Below are 15,127 nucleotides of genomic sequence, written 5' to 3'. Positions count from 1 at the left end.
CCCGGTGGACGACCGGCGGTGAACGGCGGGCCTCTGTGTCGGTAGGGCATGTACCCGGGTGTCTGCCACGTCGTCAGGTCATGCCGGCGCGGGAGAAGTAGAGGGCGGTCATCGTCACCGCCGTTCCCAGGACGACAGCCCGGAGGGCGCTTGCCGGAAGCCGGAGGGCAAGGCGGGCCCCGGCGAAGCCGCCGACGACCGCGCCCGTGAGCATGGCGCTGAGGAGGACCGGTGCGGTGAGCGCGTCCGAGGCGACGAGGAAGAGCGCTGCGGCGCTGACGTAGACGGCGGTCACCTGGGCGATCCGCATGGGATTGCCGGTGGCGGGATCCAGCCCGAGGCCGAGGCTCCACAGGGCCAGCATCAGGAGGCCTACGGCTCCGCCGAAGTATCCGCCGTAGACGGAGAGCAGGAAGTGACCGGCCAGCAGGGCGCCGGGCCCCAGGCCGCGCGCCCGCTCCGGGCCCGTGCCGAGCAGCCGCAGGGCGGGTCGCCCGAAGGCGAGGACGAGCGTGGCGAAGGCCAGCAGCCAGGGCACGGCAGCGTCGAAGGATGCGGACGGCAGGGCCAGCAGAAGGGCCGCGCCCACTCCGCCACCCACCAGACCGGTCATGGTCATCGCTCGGGTGGAAGCACCGCCGACCTGCGTGATCTCGTGCCGGGAGACCCAGGTTCCGGCCACCGAGCCGGGCAGGAGGGCGATGGTCGAGGCCGCGTTCGCCGTCACCGGCGGCAGACCGGCCGCGACCAGGGCGGGCAGCGCCACGAACGTGCCCCCACCGCCGACCGCGTTCAGAGTGCCCGCGGCGAGACCGGCCAGCAGCACGAGGAGGATCTCCGACATGCGCCGAGCATCGCGCCGGGGGTCAGGTCCCCGCAATGGCCTCACCATGCGCGATCCGCGTATCGAGCCTACGGCTCTGCCATAGGCTCAAGCGGGTGCGCTACGACCTCGACGACCTTCGGCTCTTCCTCGGCATCGTGACCGAGGGCTCGATCACGGCGGGCGCCCGCCGCATGCATCTGAGTCTGCCGTCGGCCAGTGCCCGGGTCCGGTCCCTGGAACACCATGCCGGGGTGGCTCTGCTGATCCGGGGCCGGCGTGGCGTACGGCCCACCCCGGCCGGGACGGCCCTGGCCCGCCACGCCCGCGAGGTCCTCGACCGCACGGCCCGTCTCGAAAGCGCCGTCGCCAGCTACGCCCGCCCCCGCACCGGGCCTCTGACCCTGCTGGGCGGCGGCTCCGCCCTGCACAGGCTGGTGCCGCGCGCCCTGGTGTCGTTCCTGCGCGCCCACCCGGACGTGGACGTCACCGTCGCCGAAAGCCGCACGCCGCGCACGATGCGTCTGCTCGCGGCCGGTGAGGCGGACCTGGGGGTGGTCGTCGACGACGAGGCCCGCGACCAGGGCCTGGACACCGAACCCCTCGGCGACGACTCCCTCGTCGTGGTCGGTCAGGCCGGCGGCATCCTCGCCGGGCGTACGGCACTGACGTACAGCGAGGTCGCCGAGCACCCGCTGGTCGGTCTCGACGCCGACTCCTCGCTCCGTCGCTGGATCGAGCGACACCTCGGTCAGCACGCTCCCGCCGCGCGTCACCGCACCACCGTCGCGGACCTCGGCACCCTCGTCACGCTGGCCTCCGCCGGGGTCGGCCTCGCCGTCGTACCGCGTCGCGCCCTTGCCCCGGACGTGCAGCCGATCGACGTATGCGAGCTGCGTGAGCCGTGGGCCCGCCGTCACCATCTGCTGGCGTGGGGCGCCGGCGCCCGCACGTCACCCATGGCCCCGGCAGTCGAAGCGCTCGCGGAACACCTCCGAGGGGCGGCGCGCTCCCTCCCCTCGACTGGCCCGACCACCTCCGGCCTCATGGCGACGCCGCCGACGCCGCCGCCCCTCTTGTCTGACTAGCCGTCAGATAAGACGATGAGTTCCTCCCCGATCCGCGGTCAATCAGACGGAGGAGCGGTTGTGCGGTCACCGGATGAAGCCCGACTGGCCTACGGGATGCAGTTGCCCGTGCAGTCCCAGAGCACCCTCTACGCCGAGCCATGGGAGGCGAACGCCGGGGCGGAGGAGTTGGTCGAGATCGCGCGGGCCGCCGACCGGGCGGGGTTCGCGTACCTCGCCGTCTGCGACCATGTCGCCATCCCGCGCCGCCTCGCGCCCGCGATGGGCACGGTCTGGTACGACCCGGTCGCCACGCTCGCCCACCTGGCCGCCGTCACCGAACGGGTCCGGCTGCTGAGCCATGTCGCGGTGGTCGGCCTGCGCCACCCGCTCGTCACGGCGAAGCAGTACGCCACCCTCGACCACCTCTCCGGCGGCCGGTTGATCCTCGGCGTGGGCGCCGGGCACGTACGGGAGGAGTTCGAGGCGCTGGGGGTGGACTTCGAGCGGCGGGGAGCGGTCCTGGACGAGTGCGTGGACGCCCTGCGCGCAGCGCTCGGCCCCGACGAATTCCCCTCCCACCACGGCAAGTTGTACGACTTCGAGGACCTGGGCCAACGTCCGCGCCCCGCCCAGGACCGGGTGCCCCTGTGGGTGGGCGGCTCGTCCCCCGCCGCCGTCCGCCGGGCCGCCGTCCGGGGCGACGGCTGGCTGCCGCAGGGCGACCCGCGCGACCGCCTCCCGGCGCAGATCGCCCGGCTCCGCCGGCTCCGGGAGGAGGCCGGCGCCACCGCCCCCTTCACCATCGGCGCGATCACCGAGCCGCTGTACGTGGGCGAGCCGGACTGGGACGTGGGGCGCCGGACCCTCACCGGGGGTCCGGAAGCGCTCGCGGAGTCGCTGCGGGAGTACGGGGCGATGGGGGTGGACCAGATCCAGGTGCGGTTCCGGAGTCGGGGGCGGAGTGAACTCGTTGACCAGATGGGGGCGTTCGGGGCTGAGGTGGGGCCCCTGTTGTAGGGGCCGCCCCCCTGTCGCGGAAGCCGTGGCAGGGCGAGCGGCTGATGGCGCGGACCCGGCTACCGGGGTTCGGTCTCCCGCCCGGTCCGGCAGCGAGGGCATCCGCACGGCGGCCATTCATGCGACTTCGGCAGGCGCTCGGTGTCGTGCCCGCTGATGACGGTGCGCTGCTGTGCGTGGCCGACGGTTTCGCCGTCTGGGCGGATCCGATAGGTGCGGATGGTCAGCCGGGAGGCCCCGTTCTCGGGGTACCGCCCAGCTTTCACCGGGCCCTGTCCGTGCCGGGTGCCTGGCCGGAGCACAGACACGGGGACAGCGGCAGGTCCGTGGCTCCCGGCAGGGGTCCGTCGGTGGTCTGCCGGCACCGCCGGCGCAGATCCGCGTGGTCGGGCCGCCCAGCCGGCGCGCGCTCGGAGTACGGGGCGACGTGTGCTTCCGACGACCTCAACACGCCACCGCCCGCTCGGCACCGACGACATGACGGTCGAGGTCGATCCCGAAGTCGGCGGCGAGCACCAGCGCGAGCCGCCGCCGCGACTGCCGAGCCTGCTCCCGCTCGACGGCGATGAGAGTAGGGGCGGATGAGGGGGGAGGTAGAGCCGTCAAGGGAGGTGTGGGGGTCCAGGTTGTAGGGGGAACGTGAGGCGGGGAGCGGCCCGGTGGGCGTTGAGGATGCCTCGGACTCGCGCCCGGGGCCGGGCTCGAAGAGGCACGCACCGGCTCGCCTCCTGCCGGTGCCTGGTGCCAAGACGCTCAGAACGCACCGCAAGAGGGCATGGATAATGCTCACTGTCGTCAGCTCCTTTTCAGCTGCTGGCCGTGCCCCGGGAGGTCCCACAACCTCGCCGGGGTCTTACGTTTCCAGAGGGTAGACGGACTGTACTACCCCCGTCTATCCTCTGGGGTAGCTATGGCAGGTACACGCTCGCCGCCTACTGTCCTGGACCATGAGCATTGATCGGGAAGGGCCAGTCCCGCCGTATCGTCAGATCGCCGACAGCCTGCGCGCCCGCATCGAGGACGGCAGTATCCCGACCGGCCGCCGTATCCCGAGCCTCGTCGAGCTGGAAGCCGAGTTCGGCGTAGCCCGCGACACTCTGCGCAAGGCCGTGAAGGTGCTCAAGGACGAGGGACTGGTGGAGACGGTGACGGGCATGGGGGTGTACGTGGTGAACAAACGACCCACGGGTTCGGTCGACAGCGGCTGACGCGCGGCGCCTCTACGCTCGTCCCATGGATCTCGACCGTGCCAGACCCGTCTGGCCCTAGATCGCGGACGATCTGCGCCGCCGAATCGACGGTGGCACCTACGCCCCCGGTAGCCGGTTCCCGGCCGTGGTCGACCTTGCCGCGGAGTTCGACGTCGCCGCGTCGACTGTGCAAAAGGCTGTGGCCTCCCTCCGCTCGGAGGGAAGACTCCGTACTGTCCTGGGGCAAGGTTCGTTCGTCGCCGATCAGGAGAAGTGACCCCACGTCCTACTGGACCTGGGTGGCACCGGACACGCGCCCGCCTGCGTCAGCCCAGAGCCTCGATGGCCTTCAGGATCAGCGAGCGGGCTTTCGGGCCGTACACGGCCATCCCCCGCAGCTGCTCGAAAGCCTTCAGATAGAGGGTGATCTCGTCGGGCTGGGTGATTCTCACGCGGGCTGACACGAGTTCCACGGACACGAGTTCGTCGTCGTAGACGTGGAACGTCTCCCGTGGCCACTGCGCGCGCCCTGCCGTGTCCATCGGGATGATTCCCAGCGACACGGACGGCAGGGCCCCGGCAGTCAGGAGATAGCCGAGTTGCGCGGCCATGGCGTCCGCGTCGGCGATCTGGCAGCGGAGAACGGATTCCTCCACCAGCAGGGCGAAGCGGCGCCCCGGATCGTGGATGACCCGCGAGCGTTCGACCCTGGCCCGGGCTGCCTCGGCACTGTCGTCGAAGGGGAGCTCACGGAACCGGGCGGCTCTACGGAGAACGCCCGCCGCGTAGCCTTCCGTCTGAAGCAGTCCGGGGACGAGCGTGGACGAGTACACGCGGAACAACGTGGTGCTGCTGAAAACCTGGGCGTAGCTTTCCTGGAGCTGCTTCAGGCCGTTACGGACCTGATGGCGCCACTCCCGGTACATCGACTCGGCGTTCACCGACTGGATGATGAGGTTGTCCGCCTGGTCCTCGGCGTGGACCGCCGCGCACCAGCGGCGGATGTCCTTCGCGGTGGGACCGGTGACCGCGTTCTCGATGCGGGACGTCTTGGAGTGGTGCCAGTCGCACCGGTCCGCCAGCTCGACGACCGTCAGTCCCGCCTCTTTTCGGAGGTCACGCAGCCGTCCGGCGACAGCCTCGCGTGCGGCCTGGGCGGATGAAGACGGGGAGAGGGGCATGAACGGGCCTACCGGGCGTGCTGTCAGCGGATGTCGTACAGGTCGTGGGGAACGGCACGCGCCCACACCGTCGCGAACGCCTCCGAGCACAGCTCGACGGCTGCCGGGTCGTCGGAGATCTCCTGGCCGGCCGAATGACCGTCACCGGTGAAGTGGTTCCACCGGATCAACCGGTCGTCGAACAGCCAGAAGTCGTTGCCGGGCAGCGCGATGTCCGAGGCCTGGCGGCGGGGCAGCCAGCGCACGTGCTCGCCTGCGGCGATGTTGGTGAACGTGTTCGCGTGCTCGAAGCGGATGTACTCGGTGACCGGCTCGGAGACGATCCGGGCCCGGCGTACGACGATCCCGCGAGAGACCGTCTCCTGGATCAGGTCGAGCCAGGGGCGCCACCAGGACGCCCGATCCTCCGGGTCGGGGCGGTACCCCCCACGCCACTGGGCGAATGGTCCCTTCTCGCCGTCGACGGCATAGGAGTCGCGCATCTCGAGGTGAAGCGCCGAGCGCTCGCAGCCCGCGATCAGCTCACTGAACGGCGGCACGCTCGACGGCATCGCAGGCCTCCCTGATCATGTGCACCATTCTGGCCGGGATGCGGATCACTGCCTCCCCGTCCGGAATCCCTGCTCCGTGTCCCGGGACCTCGAACGCGGCACACTCCGCTTCGAGTTCACGGCCGGGCTTCCATCCCTGGAAGACAAGCTCCTGCTTCTCCTGATCGACCCACACCGTCGGGCTCTCGTCGTCACCGGTGTTCGGATCGATGCCGATGAACAGCAGTGGCACGTCAGTTCCCCTTCGACTGGTTGTGCAGTCCTCTGCATCAGAGTGGGCCCCCGTATGGACGGGGTCAAGTGTCCTTTTCCATCAACTCACCTGTTGAAAGGCGTTGTTGCACATATCTGCACAACGCTGGGAGCGTCGGGCCGCACCCGCCTAGCGTCAGCAGTCACGACGAAGCCTCGGCGGGGCACAGCCTCCCGAGATACGGCCGACGCTGCTGAGGAGTGCCGAATGGCAGCAACACCAACCGTCCGTCCTCGGGTTGCCGGGGAATGGGAACGAGCCCCGCTCGACATCGACACCATGCGAGCCACCGCACGGCGTCTGCTCGCCGGGCATGCGGGGCCCCCGCCCCCCGACGAGTTGGAGACCCTCATCCTGCAACTGCGCGGTCATATCGTGGTGGCCGTTCCCGAGGTGGAGGCCGCGGCCGGAGCGCTGCCCGAGGGGGACGTGCCCCGTGCCTGCGCGCTCGCCTGTGTCGGTGAGGCCCGGATGCGGCTCGGCTTCGAACCCGGCCCCACGCCCCCCGCCGCCATCGCGCACGCTCGGCGACTCGCACGCTCGGTGAACGCCCTCTGTGACCATCACGAGAACCTGTCGAGGCGCGAACTCGGCGCTGAGAAGGCGTCGGGCGAACCGATCGGCCGACCTCTCCGCCCCTGGGGCCTGTCCCGCATGGAGCCGTACCCGGCGCTGCACGTCGTCGCCACCGCCGTGGCCCTGGACCCGGCGTCACAGACGACCGTCTTCCACGACGCGTGCGGACGCCCCGTCGACATGGGCAAGCACGGCACCGGCACCGGAACGGAGACGAGGACCCAGACCAGCCAGGGGGACGGCTCCGGTCCCTCGAACTCCGACGAGGGGCAAGACCAGGACGCGGACCAGGACTGATGGCCTCTCCTCGCCCGGTCGTCGTGCTGACCGCCCTGGACGACATGACGTCCGACCACGTCATCACCGAGTTGTACGCCCGGGGCGTCCCGGTCGTACGGCTCGACCCCGGTTCGCCTGACGAGGTGACGTTCTCCGGCCGGGCGGGCGGCGGCCGTTCGTGGCACGGTCCGCTCACCACCGCGACTCGCACCCTCGGCCTGGAGGACGCCCGCGCCGTGTACTACCGGCGACCGACCCCGTACGTCCCGGCCGGAGGCCCGGACGACCAGGAGCGGGACTTCGCCGTGGCCCAGCTGCGGCACGGTCTGGGCGGTCTTCTCGCTGCGCTTCCGGCCTGCCTGTACGTCAACCACCCGCACCGGAACTCGGGCGCGGAGTTCAAGCCCCGCCAGATCAACGAAGCCGTACGGGCCGGATTGGACGTACCCCCGACGCTGATCACCAACGACCCCGCAGCCGCCCGGTCCTTCGCCAAGGAGTACGAGCCGGTGGTCTACAAGCCGCTCAGATCGACCGCGTACCGCAAGGGCGGCGCCTTGCGTACGGTCTGGGTCCGCCCGGTCGCGGCCGATGAGATCGGCGACGGTGTCGCCGCCTGCCCGCACCTGTTCCAGCAGGCTGTCACCAAGATCGCCGATGTGAGGGTGGCGGCAGTGGGCGAGCGACTGCACGCCACCCGTATCACCACCGATGGGGATCACCTCGACTGGCGGTTCGACCACGACCTCGTCAGTTGCACGCCGATGCAAGCCGCCGACATCCCTATGTCCGTGCGGCAGGGCATCCGCGCCTATCTGAAGGCGTTCGGTCTGGTCTTCGGCGCGTTCGACTTCGCTCTGGAGGCGAGCGGCGCCTGGCGCTTCCTGGAGTGCAATCCGAACGGTCAGTGGGCGTTCGTGGACCGTGCGACGACCGGGGCCATCACCTGTGCTCTGGCAGACCTGCTGGAGAAGGGGCGCTCGGTATGACAGACAACCCACTCGCGGACGGGAACCTCGCCGTCGAGCTGCGTGAAGCCTTGGCCGACCGGCTCGAACAGGGTGGTCATCTTCGGTCGGCGCTCTGGCGTTCCGCTGTCGAGACCGTGCCCAGACATGAGTTCGTACGCGCGTATTTCCGCCGGTCCCAGGGTGCGCGAGGCACGCTCTGGACGCCGGTCCTTCCGGGCCGCGACGACGACCTGGACACCTGGCTGATGGAGGCGTACGCCGATGACACGCTGGTGACACAGCTGGACGGTCATGTGCATCCGGCGGACGTGGCGGGGCCCGTTCACGGCGATCCGACCTCTTCGTCCACCCTGCCGAGCCTCGTCGTGCGCATGCTTCAGGACCTCGATCCGCACGACGGGGACCGAGTGTTGGAGATCGGCACCGGTACTGGCTACTCGACGGCACTCATGTGTGAGCGACTCGGGAGTGAGCACGTGACGTCGGTCGAGGTCGACCCGGCTGCCGCCGCACGTGCCAGGGATGCGATCACGGCGGTCGGTTACCCACCGGCACTCGTCAACGGCGACGGCCTCCTCGGCCATCCCGAGGGCGCGCCGTACGACGGGCTGATCGCCACGTGTTCTGTGCGCACCGTTCCCGGGGCCTGGGTCGAGCAGGTGCGTCCTGGCGGCACGATCGTCGTACCTGTCTCCGGGTGGCTGTACGGGTCGGGCCTGGTGAAATTGATCGTCGGCGAGGGCGGCACGGCCGAGGGGCGGTTCCTGCCCGGCACGGTGTCGTTCATGATCGCCCGTCCTCACGCCGCGCCCGCCCTGTGCGGCGTCGCGAATGTCCTGGCCCAGGACGCGGACGAGCGCCAGGCCCGGGTCGGCCCCGGGGTACTGGCCGACTGGACCACACAGTTCGTCGCCCAGCTTGCGGTACCGGGTGCCCAGTGGGTGGGAATGGGCGTGAGCGGGGCCCCGGTGCTGGACCATGTGGTGGACCTGGCCACGAGGTCGTTCGCCACGCTCGTGCCGAGTGGTGACGCCGGGCACCTGGTGCGTCAGGGCGGTCCGGACCGGCTGTGGGACGCGGTCGAGGAATCGATCGGAGCGTGGCGGGACGCGGGAGCGCCGCCGCAGACCGAATTCGGCCTGACCGTCGCTCCCGGCGGTCAACGAGTCTGGCTCGGCTCACCAGACGGGCCGGGCTGGGACCTGCCCGACTGACTGCGGCACCGGCCGCCACCGAGCCGACCGCACTCCTACGGCGCCCGCATGAGCCCCAGATCCTCACCCCACGCGTCCAGGACCGGGCCGTGTCCTGCCCGCCGGACCACGGCCTCGACCCGGGCGAACAGGTCGCGCTGTGCGGGCACCTCGCCCGTGGCCGTGATGTGGGCCAGGGCGTCGAGGAGGCGGGGGGTGTCCCAGTCGGGCAGGGGGAAGTGGGTCAGCTCCCATTCCAGGTACTTGTTGTACGGGCGGGGGCGCCGGGCGAGGGCGAAGAGCAGTTCCAGCAGGTAGCGGACGCTGTCGGTGGCGTCGAGGCGGGCCGCGAGTGCCTGGCCGTCGCGGTCGTTCTTGACCGAGCGGTAGAGGGAGTTGGCGTACGCGTCGAGGTACGCGGCCACCGCCTCGCGGGCCTCCTCGGCGTCGAGCCGGGCCTTGGCGGACAGGATCCGGGTGATCCCTCCGTCCAGGCGGTCGAGCACGACCCGGGCGCGGGCGAGGGCGTACCGCTCGAAGCCGGGCATCCCGGCGGCGCGGAACTCGTCGAGGGTGAGGACGACGAGATCGAGGCCGGGCGTGCGGTGCCCCGCGAAACGGGTGAGGTCCGTCGTCGCGCCGTCGGCGAGGACGACGTACAGATCGTGGTCGGAGTGCTCGGTGGTCATGCCCTCGTGGGCCCGGGAGCCCTTGAGGACGAGTCCTACGACGGCGGGGTCGGCGGCGGCGCGTTCGACGAAGGCGTCGTAGGACAGGGCAGGGGGCATGGCTCGGGACATGCAGTCGGGCACGTGGGGCACTTCGTCGGGCACGTGGGGTGCTTCGTCGGGCACGTGAGGCGCTTCGTCGGGCTTCTCGTCGGGCGTGACGGGCCGCTGGGCGGTCATGGCGTGATCTCCGGTGTGGGTGGAGGGCGGGTATGCCGAACCGGGCGGCCCCGGGACTCACCGGGGTCACCCGCATCCTCTGCGGCGGCACTCGGCCACCGCCCGGCGGATCAACGCACATCGGGACCCTACCGCCAGGTTTCGGCCGTCGCCGTGGCCGGGCGCGGCCCACCTGTCAGACAGCTCGGCGGTTCATCCTTGAAACTTCGAACAACTGACGCCGGAGTCGCGTATGTAGGGGAGTCATGGCTTCGGCGGAAGGACACGCGAGGTGCGATCCCCCCGGCACGTCAGAACGTCCCAGCACGCAGGCACCCCCGTTTCAGCTGTTCCCGCACGCCCCTCCCACCTCCCGGCACACCCACCCCGCCGGCCGGCGCCCTCGTCCCCGGGCCTGTCGGTCGCCCTGGCCTGTGCCCCGGGCCGGTGGCCGCACGACGACTGGCCGGCCCCCGACGACCGCTACGTCAGCAGCGCGCTCCTCGTCCCGCCGCCCTACCGCGAACTCCGCGAGACCGAGGCGGACGTCGTGGTCCTGCGCTGCGAGGACCCCTCGGAGTCGTTCGCGGGGCTGCTGAAGGCCATGGGTTCCATGAGCGTCCCGGTGATCGTCGTCAGCCCCCGGCAGGACCCCGACACGGTGGTGGGGGTGTTCCGGGGCGGGGCCGGCTATCTGGTCGAGGGCGACTACTGCACCTGCATGCTGTCCTCCGCGGTCGTGGCCGCCACGGTCGGCCACACGTACTTCTCGCCCGTGGCCTGCGCCGTCATCCGCGACGCGGCACGGCAGCTGCCGGAGCACGGGCAGGAGACGGAGCGCCTGCGCTCCCTGCTCTCGCCCCGCGAACGCCAGATCATGGAGCTGCTCTCCACCGGCCTCGGCGCCCAGGAGATCGGCCTGCGGCTGACGCTGAGCGAGAAGACCGTCCGCAACAACCTCAGCAACATCTACGCCAAGCTGGACGCCCGCGGCAGTACGGAAGCCGTGCTGCGCTGGCTGGGAGCGGCTCCCGGAGTTCGCGTATGAGAACGCCCGATTGAGCGCATTCGGGAACACGCAGGCGCCCGTTTCGGAGACCGAAGGAAAAACCATCGGCGACCGAAAGAAGAATCCCCCGCGCTGAGCGCGGGGGATTACTCGGGTTTCTCCGGGCGGGCGGCCGCTACTGAACGGTGACTTCGGAGAGCGGTATCTCGACGTCGGTCACGTTCGCCCCGCCCTCGTCGAATCCGGGTTCGGCGCGGACGCTTCCCTCACTTTTGAGGATGCCGTTCGCCTGGGGCGTGTCGCACTTCACGTTGCGCAGCCACAGACGGCCGTCCGGCGTTCCGCTCGGCAGGAGTTGCGGGTAGAACACGTGGACGCTGGTGGCGTTCTCGCTGGGCGAGAAGAACACCTTCTGGCCGTCCTGGGCCTCCTTGTAGGTGGCCTTGAGGAAGCCACTCACGTCCGTGCGCTTGTGGGACCACATGAAGAAGGCCACGTGGTCCGCCTTGACCGTGTCGGACCGGGAGAAGGAGAACGACGAGGTGGTGTCGTCGCGCTTGATGTTGAATTCCTGGGTGGCGAACTTGACGCCGATCTCGAAGACGGAACTCGCCAGCTTCGTGCTGCCGTCCGTGTTGAAGCCGTCCTCCAGCTGAATGACGCGCGTCACCGACGCCGTGCCGCTGAAGGTCTTCGTCGCCGCGGTGCCGACTCCGCAGTTGTCGGTCACCGAGGTGACCCGCTCGTTGGGGCCGAGACTGTTGGCCTTGAACTGGACGTCGACGAACTCGCAGTTCTCCAGCTTGTCCGAGTCCGTGCGGCAGTCGGTGGCCACCTCGTCGGGGGTGGCGGCGCCCGCGCTGTACATCAGCGGGACGGCCAGTCCGAGGGCGACGACCGGCGCCAGCGCGAGGGTGATGCGCTTCTTCTTGCTGCGGTGGTTGCCGCTGCGCCCGGTGCGTGTCATGTGCGTCTCCTGCGAGGAAGGTGGGGAGGGAAGAGCTGGTGGAGGGAGGGGAAGAGCTGGTGGAGGGAGGGGGAGAGGAGGTGGGGGGAGGGGGAGAGGAGGGAGGGGGAGAGGAGGTGGGGGGAGCGGGGAGGGAGGTCAGCAGTCCTCCAGGACGACCTTCGTGGTGCCGTCGGCGAGACCGGGCGTGCCGGCGGCGCTTTCGAGGATGACCGGGCCCTCGACGACCTCCGGGGCCACCAAGTTCTGCTCGGGGGTGGGGTTCACGGCGAAGCTGCCGGGGTCGGCGTCGATACGCACGCGCCATTCGCCGGTCATGCGCTGCATCTTCGGCGTGAACGTCACGTGCATCACCTTGCCGACGGGGACCTCCCGCTGTTCCGACTCGCTGGCGGTGGCCGTCTTGACCGTCATGTCCAGCGTGCCCTTGTGCTTCACCCAGCCGCCGCTCAGGGCTCCGAAGAGACCGCCGAGGGCGCCCTGCTGGGTCGCGGTGTACTTGCCCTCGCCCTGGCCCACCGCCTTGGAGAACTCGGTGGTCACCTTCGCCGGTTCGGTGGCGTCGGGTTCGCAGTTCGGGAAGTCCACGGTGACCTTCTCCGTGGGGCCGTCGAATGTCTCGAATTTGGTCTCGACGAAATCGCAATTGTCGGACTCGAAGGTGGGGCCGGCAACAGGGTGCCCGCCGAAATCGAAGATGTCCTGTTGCTTGCCGTTCAGCACCTTGGCCCGCTCACACTTCTTGATGATCTGTTCCGCCGTCAACTCCTCGGCCGCGCTGGCCGACGGCAGAAGCACGGCGGCGACAGCCGTACCTGTCACGAGCGAGGCTCCGATCGCCAGGTACCGGACCTTTTTGTTCTTGAAGCGCCTCTTCGCCATGACGGGCTCTCTCCTTGAGTGTTGCTTTACCTTCTGCTGAAGAAATATTGGGGCTCCGTACATGACATCGACAGGGTCAAATGTCCCTACTCGTAGGTCACTTGAGATCGCATATGCAAGCGCGGGCCTCACATCTGACGAATCGTCAGCTACAGAGGTACCCTGACCTCGGCCAACGCACCGCGAAGGGAGTCCACATGGGCAAGCTCGACGGACGTGTCGTCCTCGTCACAGGCGCCGCGCGCGGCCAGGGTGAGCAGGAGGCCCGGCTGTTCCGGGCCGAGGGGGCGCAGGTGGTCGTCGCCGACGTCCTCGACGACCAGGGGGAGGCCCTCGCCAAGGAGATCGGCGCGCTCTACGTCCACCTGGACGTGAGCCGCGAGGGCGACTGGAGGGATGCCGTGGCCGCCGCCAAGGGGGCGTACGGCCGCGTCGACGGGCTGGTCAACAACGCCGGTGTGCTGCGCTTCAACTCCCTCGTCGACACCCCGCTCGACGAGTTCATGCAGGTGGTGCGGGTCAACCAGGTCGGTGTCTTCCTCGGCGTCAAGACCCTGGCCCCCGAGATCGAGGCGGCCGGCGGCGGCACCATCGTCAACACCGCCTCGTACACCGGGATGACGGGCATGGCGTACGTCGGCGCGTACGCCGCGACCAAGCACGCCATCGTCGGCCTCACCCGGGTCGCCGCCCTGGAGCTGGCCCGCAAGGGCATCCGGGTCAACGCGGTCTGCCCCGGCGCCGTCGACACCGCGATGACCGACCCGGGCGACGAAGTGTCCGCCGAGGCCGTCGACAAGCTCTACCGCAAGCGCATCCCGCTCGGCCGGATCGGCCGCCCCGAGGAGGTCGCCCGCCTCGCCCTCTTCCTCTCCTGCGCCGACTCCTCTTACATCACCGGGCAGCCGTTCGTGATCGACGGGGGCTGGCTGGCCGGCGTGAGCCTCTGACCGCCCCGGCTCCCCCCGGGCGCGTATCTGACGACACGTCAGCTATTGACGCTCCACGGGGCCGGTGGAACAGTCGGCCGTATCCAGATCTGACGTACTGTCAGAAACAGTCGTGACGACTGCCGGGTATGGCTGAGGACGGTGAACCTCCTTGGAATTCGGGCTCTTTGTACAGGGATACGTGGGCAAGCGGGCCGAGACCGACCCCCTCGCGGAGCACAAGGCGCTGATGGAGGAGACCGAGTACGTCATCCAGGCCGACAAGTCCGGCTTCAAGTACGCCTGGGCCTCCGAGCACCACTTCCTGGAGGAGTACTCACACCTGTCGGCCAACGACGTCTTCCTCGGCTACCTGGCGCACGCGACGGACCGGATCCACCTCGGCTCCGGCATCTTCAACCCGCTAGCCCAGGTCAACCACCCCGTGAAGGTCGCCGAGAAGGTCACCATGCTCGACCATCTCACCGAGGGCCGCTTCGAGTTCGGCAGCGGGCGCGGGGCCGGCTCGCACGAGATTCTCGGGTTCATCCCCGGGGTGACCGACATGAACCACACCAAGGAGATCTGGGAAGAGACCATCGCCGAGTTCCCCAAGATGTGGCTCCAGGACGAGTACGTCGGCTTCCAGGGCAAGCACTGGTCGCTGCCGCCGCGCAAGATCCTGCCCAAGCCGTACGGGAAGTCGCACCCCGCGATGTGGTACGCCGCCGGGTCGCCGCCCTCGTACTCCATGGCCGCCCGCAAGGGCCTCGGGGTGCTCGGCTTCAGCGTGCAGAAGGTCTCCGACATGGAGTGGGTGCTGGAGAAGTACAAGACGGCGATCGTCGACGCCGAGCCCATCGGGGACTTCGTCAACGACAACGTGATGGTGACGACGACCGCGATCTGCGCGCCCACGCACGACGAGGCGGTACGCATCGCCGTGAGCGGCGGGCTGCACTATCTGCCCTCGCTCGTCTTCCGGTACCACGACACCTTCCCCCGGCCCGAGGGCTTCCCCGTCTGGCCGGAGACGCTGCCCGAGTACAACGAGGAGTTCATCGAACTGCTCATCGAGGAGGAGCTGTTGATCTGCGGGGACCCGGACGAGGTGTTCCGGCAGTGCAAGCGGTGGGAGCAGGCCGGAGCGGACCAGCTGAGCTTCGGGCTGCCGGTGGGGGTGCCGAAGGACGCGACGCTGCAGACGATTCGGCTGGTCGGGGAGCACGTGATTCCGAAGATCGACACGGATCCTGTGCATCGGACTTCGCGGTTCCGGGCGGCGGGTTGAGGGTCGTTCGGCGGCTGCGGGTGCGTCGTGGTTGCTCGCGCAGTTCCCCGCGCCTCTA

General features: G+C 69.8%; 18 protein-coding genes. 10 read left to right on the top strand and 8 right to left on the bottom strand.

Annotated elements, in window-relative coordinates:
- Nucleotides 1-73 precede the first annotated feature (73 nt).
- The gene (locus ACZ52C_RS17785) at nt 74-844 is read right to left on the bottom strand and encodes a sulfite exporter TauE/SafE family protein (protein WP_469075591.1); all 771 of its coding nucleotides are present in this window, start codon (nt 842-844) and stop codon (nt 74-76) included.
- 95 nt (nt 845-939) lie between these two features.
- On the opposite strand from ACZ52C_RS17785, the gene ACZ52C_RS17780 reads away from it, so the two are divergent.
- Nucleotides 940-1,911 (top strand): LysR family transcriptional regulator, encoded by a 972-nt coding sequence (locus ACZ52C_RS17780; RefSeq protein WP_469075590.1) that lies wholly within the window; start codon nt 940-942, stop codon nt 1,909-1,911.
- Nucleotides 1,912-2,007: 96 nt separating this feature from the next.
- The gene (locus ACZ52C_RS17775; protein WP_469075763.1) at nt 2,008-2,910 is read left to right on the top strand and encodes an LLM class F420-dependent oxidoreductase; all 903 of its coding nucleotides are present in this window, start codon (nt 2,008-2,010) and stop codon (nt 2,908-2,910) included.
- Nucleotides 2,911-3,354: 444 nt separating this feature from the next.
- Here ACZ52C_RS17775 and ACZ52C_RS17770 read toward each other — a convergent pair whose 3' ends face one another.
- Nucleotides 3,355-3,516 (bottom strand): hypothetical protein, encoded by a 162-nt coding sequence (locus ACZ52C_RS17770; RefSeq protein WP_469075589.1) that lies wholly within the window; start codon nt 3,514-3,516, stop codon nt 3,355-3,357.
- 341 nt (nt 3,517-3,857) lie between these two features.
- Here ACZ52C_RS17770 and ACZ52C_RS17765 point away from each other — a divergent pair, with 341 nt between their 5' ends.
- Together ACZ52C_RS17765 and ACZ52C_RS17760 are read left to right on the top strand one after the other, a co-directional pair.
- Nucleotides 3,858-4,118 (top strand): GntR family transcriptional regulator, encoded by a 261-nt coding sequence (locus ACZ52C_RS17765; protein WP_469075588.1) that lies wholly within the window; start codon nt 3,858-3,860, stop codon nt 4,116-4,118.
- Nucleotides 4,119-4,179: 61 nt separating this feature from the next.
- The gene (locus ACZ52C_RS17760) at nt 4,180-4,377 is read left to right on the top strand and encodes a GntR family transcriptional regulator (RefSeq protein ID WP_469075762.1); all 198 of its coding nucleotides are present in this window, start codon (nt 4,180-4,182) and stop codon (nt 4,375-4,377) included.
- Nucleotides 4,378-4,426: 49 nt separating this feature from the next.
- On the opposite strand, the gene ACZ52C_RS17755 is transcribed toward ACZ52C_RS17760, so the two are convergent.
- The 3 genes from ACZ52C_RS17755 to ACZ52C_RS17745 are packed head-to-tail and all read right to left on the bottom strand — an operon-like array spanning nt 4,427 to nt 6,064.
- Nucleotides 4,427-5,281, bottom strand: a complete 855-nt coding sequence (locus ACZ52C_RS17755) for a helix-turn-helix domain-containing protein (RefSeq protein WP_469075587.1) — start codon at nt 5,279-5,281, stop codon at nt 4,427-4,429.
- A 23-nt stretch (nt 5,282-5,304) separates the two neighbouring features.
- Entirely contained in the window at nt 5,305-5,832 is a 528-nt protein-coding gene (locus ACZ52C_RS17750) for a DUF6879 family protein (RefSeq protein ID WP_469075586.1), read from the bottom strand.
- Nucleotides 5,804-6,064, bottom strand: a complete 261-nt coding sequence (locus tag ACZ52C_RS17745) for a hypothetical protein (protein ID WP_469075585.1) — start codon at nt 6,062-6,064, stop codon at nt 5,804-5,806. The genes ACZ52C_RS17750 and ACZ52C_RS17745 overlap by 29 nt, the downstream gene beginning before the upstream one ends.
- A gap of 228 nt (nt 6,065-6,292) precedes the next feature.
- Between ACZ52C_RS17745 and ACZ52C_RS17740 the strand changes: the two genes are divergently transcribed.
- From ACZ52C_RS17740 to tgmC, 3 genes are read left to right on the top strand one after another with little or no spacing between them, the layout of a single operon-like run.
- Nucleotides 6,293-6,958 carry a DUF6415 family natural product biosynthesis protein gene (locus ACZ52C_RS17740; RefSeq protein WP_469075584.1) on the top strand — a complete coding sequence of 222 codons (666 nt, stop codon included), beginning with the start codon at nt 6,293-6,295 and terminating at the stop codon, nt 6,956-6,958.
- Nucleotides 6,958-7,929, top strand: a complete 972-nt coding sequence (tgmB, locus tag ACZ52C_RS17735; protein WP_469075583.1) for an ATP-grasp ribosomal peptide maturase — start codon at nt 6,958-6,960, stop codon at nt 7,927-7,929. The genes ACZ52C_RS17740 and tgmB overlap by 1 nt, the downstream gene beginning before the upstream one ends.
- A complete protein-coding gene (gene tgmC / locus ACZ52C_RS17730; protein WP_469075582.1) occupies nt 7,926-9,125 on the top strand; it encodes an ATP-grasp peptide maturase system methyltransferase in 1,200 nt (399 codons plus the stop codon). The genes tgmB and tgmC overlap by 4 nt, the downstream gene beginning before the upstream one ends.
- A gap of 35 nt (nt 9,126-9,160) precedes the next feature.
- On the opposite strand, the gene ACZ52C_RS17725 is transcribed toward tgmC, so the two are convergent.
- The gene (locus tag ACZ52C_RS17725) at nt 9,161-9,892 is read right to left on the bottom strand and encodes a hypothetical protein (protein ID WP_469075761.1); all 732 of its coding nucleotides are present in this window, start codon (nt 9,890-9,892) and stop codon (nt 9,161-9,163) included.
- A gap of 391 nt (nt 9,893-10,283) precedes the next feature.
- Here ACZ52C_RS17725 and ACZ52C_RS17720 point away from each other — a divergent pair, with 391 nt between their 5' ends.
- Complete coding sequence (locus ACZ52C_RS17720; protein WP_469075581.1) at nt 10,284-11,039, top strand: LuxR C-terminal-related transcriptional regulator; 756 nt, start codon at nt 10,284-10,286, stop codon at nt 11,037-11,039.
- A 136-nt stretch (nt 11,040-11,175) separates the two neighbouring features.
- Here ACZ52C_RS17720 and ACZ52C_RS17715 read toward each other — a convergent pair whose 3' ends face one another.
- Together ACZ52C_RS17715 and ACZ52C_RS17710 are read right to left on the bottom strand one after the other, a co-directional pair.
- On the bottom strand, nt 11,176-11,967 hold the full coding sequence (locus ACZ52C_RS17715; protein WP_469075580.1) for a hypothetical protein: 792 nt from the start codon (nt 11,965-11,967) through the stop codon (nt 11,176-11,178).
- Nucleotides 11,968-12,105: 138 nt separating this feature from the next.
- Nucleotides 12,106-12,849, bottom strand: a complete 744-nt coding sequence (locus ACZ52C_RS17710) for a hypothetical protein (protein ID WP_469075579.1) — start codon at nt 12,847-12,849, stop codon at nt 12,106-12,108.
- Between the two features lie 197 nt (nt 12,850-13,046).
- Between ACZ52C_RS17710 and ACZ52C_RS17705 the strand changes: the two genes are divergently transcribed.
- The gene (locus tag ACZ52C_RS17705) at nt 13,047-13,799 is read left to right on the top strand and encodes an SDR family NAD(P)-dependent oxidoreductase (protein ID WP_469075578.1); all 753 of its coding nucleotides are present in this window, start codon (nt 13,047-13,049) and stop codon (nt 13,797-13,799) included.
- Nucleotides 13,800-13,950: 151 nt separating this feature from the next.
- The gene (locus ACZ52C_RS17700) at nt 13,951-15,069 is read left to right on the top strand and encodes an LLM class flavin-dependent oxidoreductase (protein WP_469075577.1); all 1,119 of its coding nucleotides are present in this window, start codon (nt 13,951-13,953) and stop codon (nt 15,067-15,069) included.
- Nucleotides 15,070-15,127 lie beyond the last annotated feature (58 nt).

This window comes from Streptomyces sp. NPDC034049 (genome assembly GCF_055575575.1).
The sequence above is the reverse complement of the archived record's forward strand: the minus strand, read 5'-3'. Positions and strand labels throughout refer to the sequence as shown.

Coding starts and splice junctions, on each gene's coding strand:
- ACZ52C_RS17785 (WP_469075591.1), bottom strand. CDS start 844: ATGTCGGAGATCCTCCTCGTGCTGCTGGCCGGTCTCGCCGCGGGCACT.
- ACZ52C_RS17775 (WP_469075763.1), top strand. CDS start 2,008: ATGCAGTTGCCCGTGCAGTCCCAGAGCACCCTCTACGCCGAGCCATGG.
- ACZ52C_RS17765 (WP_469075588.1), top strand. CDS start 3,858: ATGAGCATTGATCGGGAAGGGCCAGTCCCGCCGTATCGTCAGATCGCC.
- ACZ52C_RS17755 (WP_469075587.1), bottom strand. CDS start 5,281: ATGCCCCTCTCCCCGTCTTCATCCGCCCAGGCCGCACGCGAGGCTGTC.
- ACZ52C_RS17750 (WP_469075586.1), bottom strand. CDS start 5,832: ATGCCGTCGAGCGTGCCGCCGTTCAGTGAGCTGATCGCGGGCTGCGAG.
- ACZ52C_RS17740 (WP_469075584.1), top strand. CDS start 6,293: ATGGCAGCAACACCAACCGTCCGTCCTCGGGTTGCCGGGGAATGGGAA.
- tgmB (WP_469075583.1), top strand. CDS start 6,958: ATGGCCTCTCCTCGCCCGGTCGTCGTGCTGACCGCCCTGGACGACATG.
- tgmC (WP_469075582.1), top strand. CDS start 7,926: ATGACAGACAACCCACTCGCGGACGGGAACCTCGCCGTCGAGCTGCGT.
- ACZ52C_RS17725 (WP_469075761.1), bottom strand. CDS start 9,892: ATGCCCCCTGCCCTGTCCTACGACGCCTTCGTCGAACGCGCCGCCGCC.
- ACZ52C_RS17715 (WP_469075580.1), bottom strand. CDS start 11,967: ATGACACGCACCGGGCGCAGCGGCAACCACCGCAGCAAGAAGAAGCGC.
- ACZ52C_RS17710 (WP_469075579.1), bottom strand. CDS start 12,849: ATGGCGAAGAGGCGCTTCAAGAACAAAAAGGTCCGGTACCTGGCGATC.
- ACZ52C_RS17705 (WP_469075578.1), top strand. CDS start 13,047: ATGGGCAAGCTCGACGGACGTGTCGTCCTCGTCACAGGCGCCGCGCGC.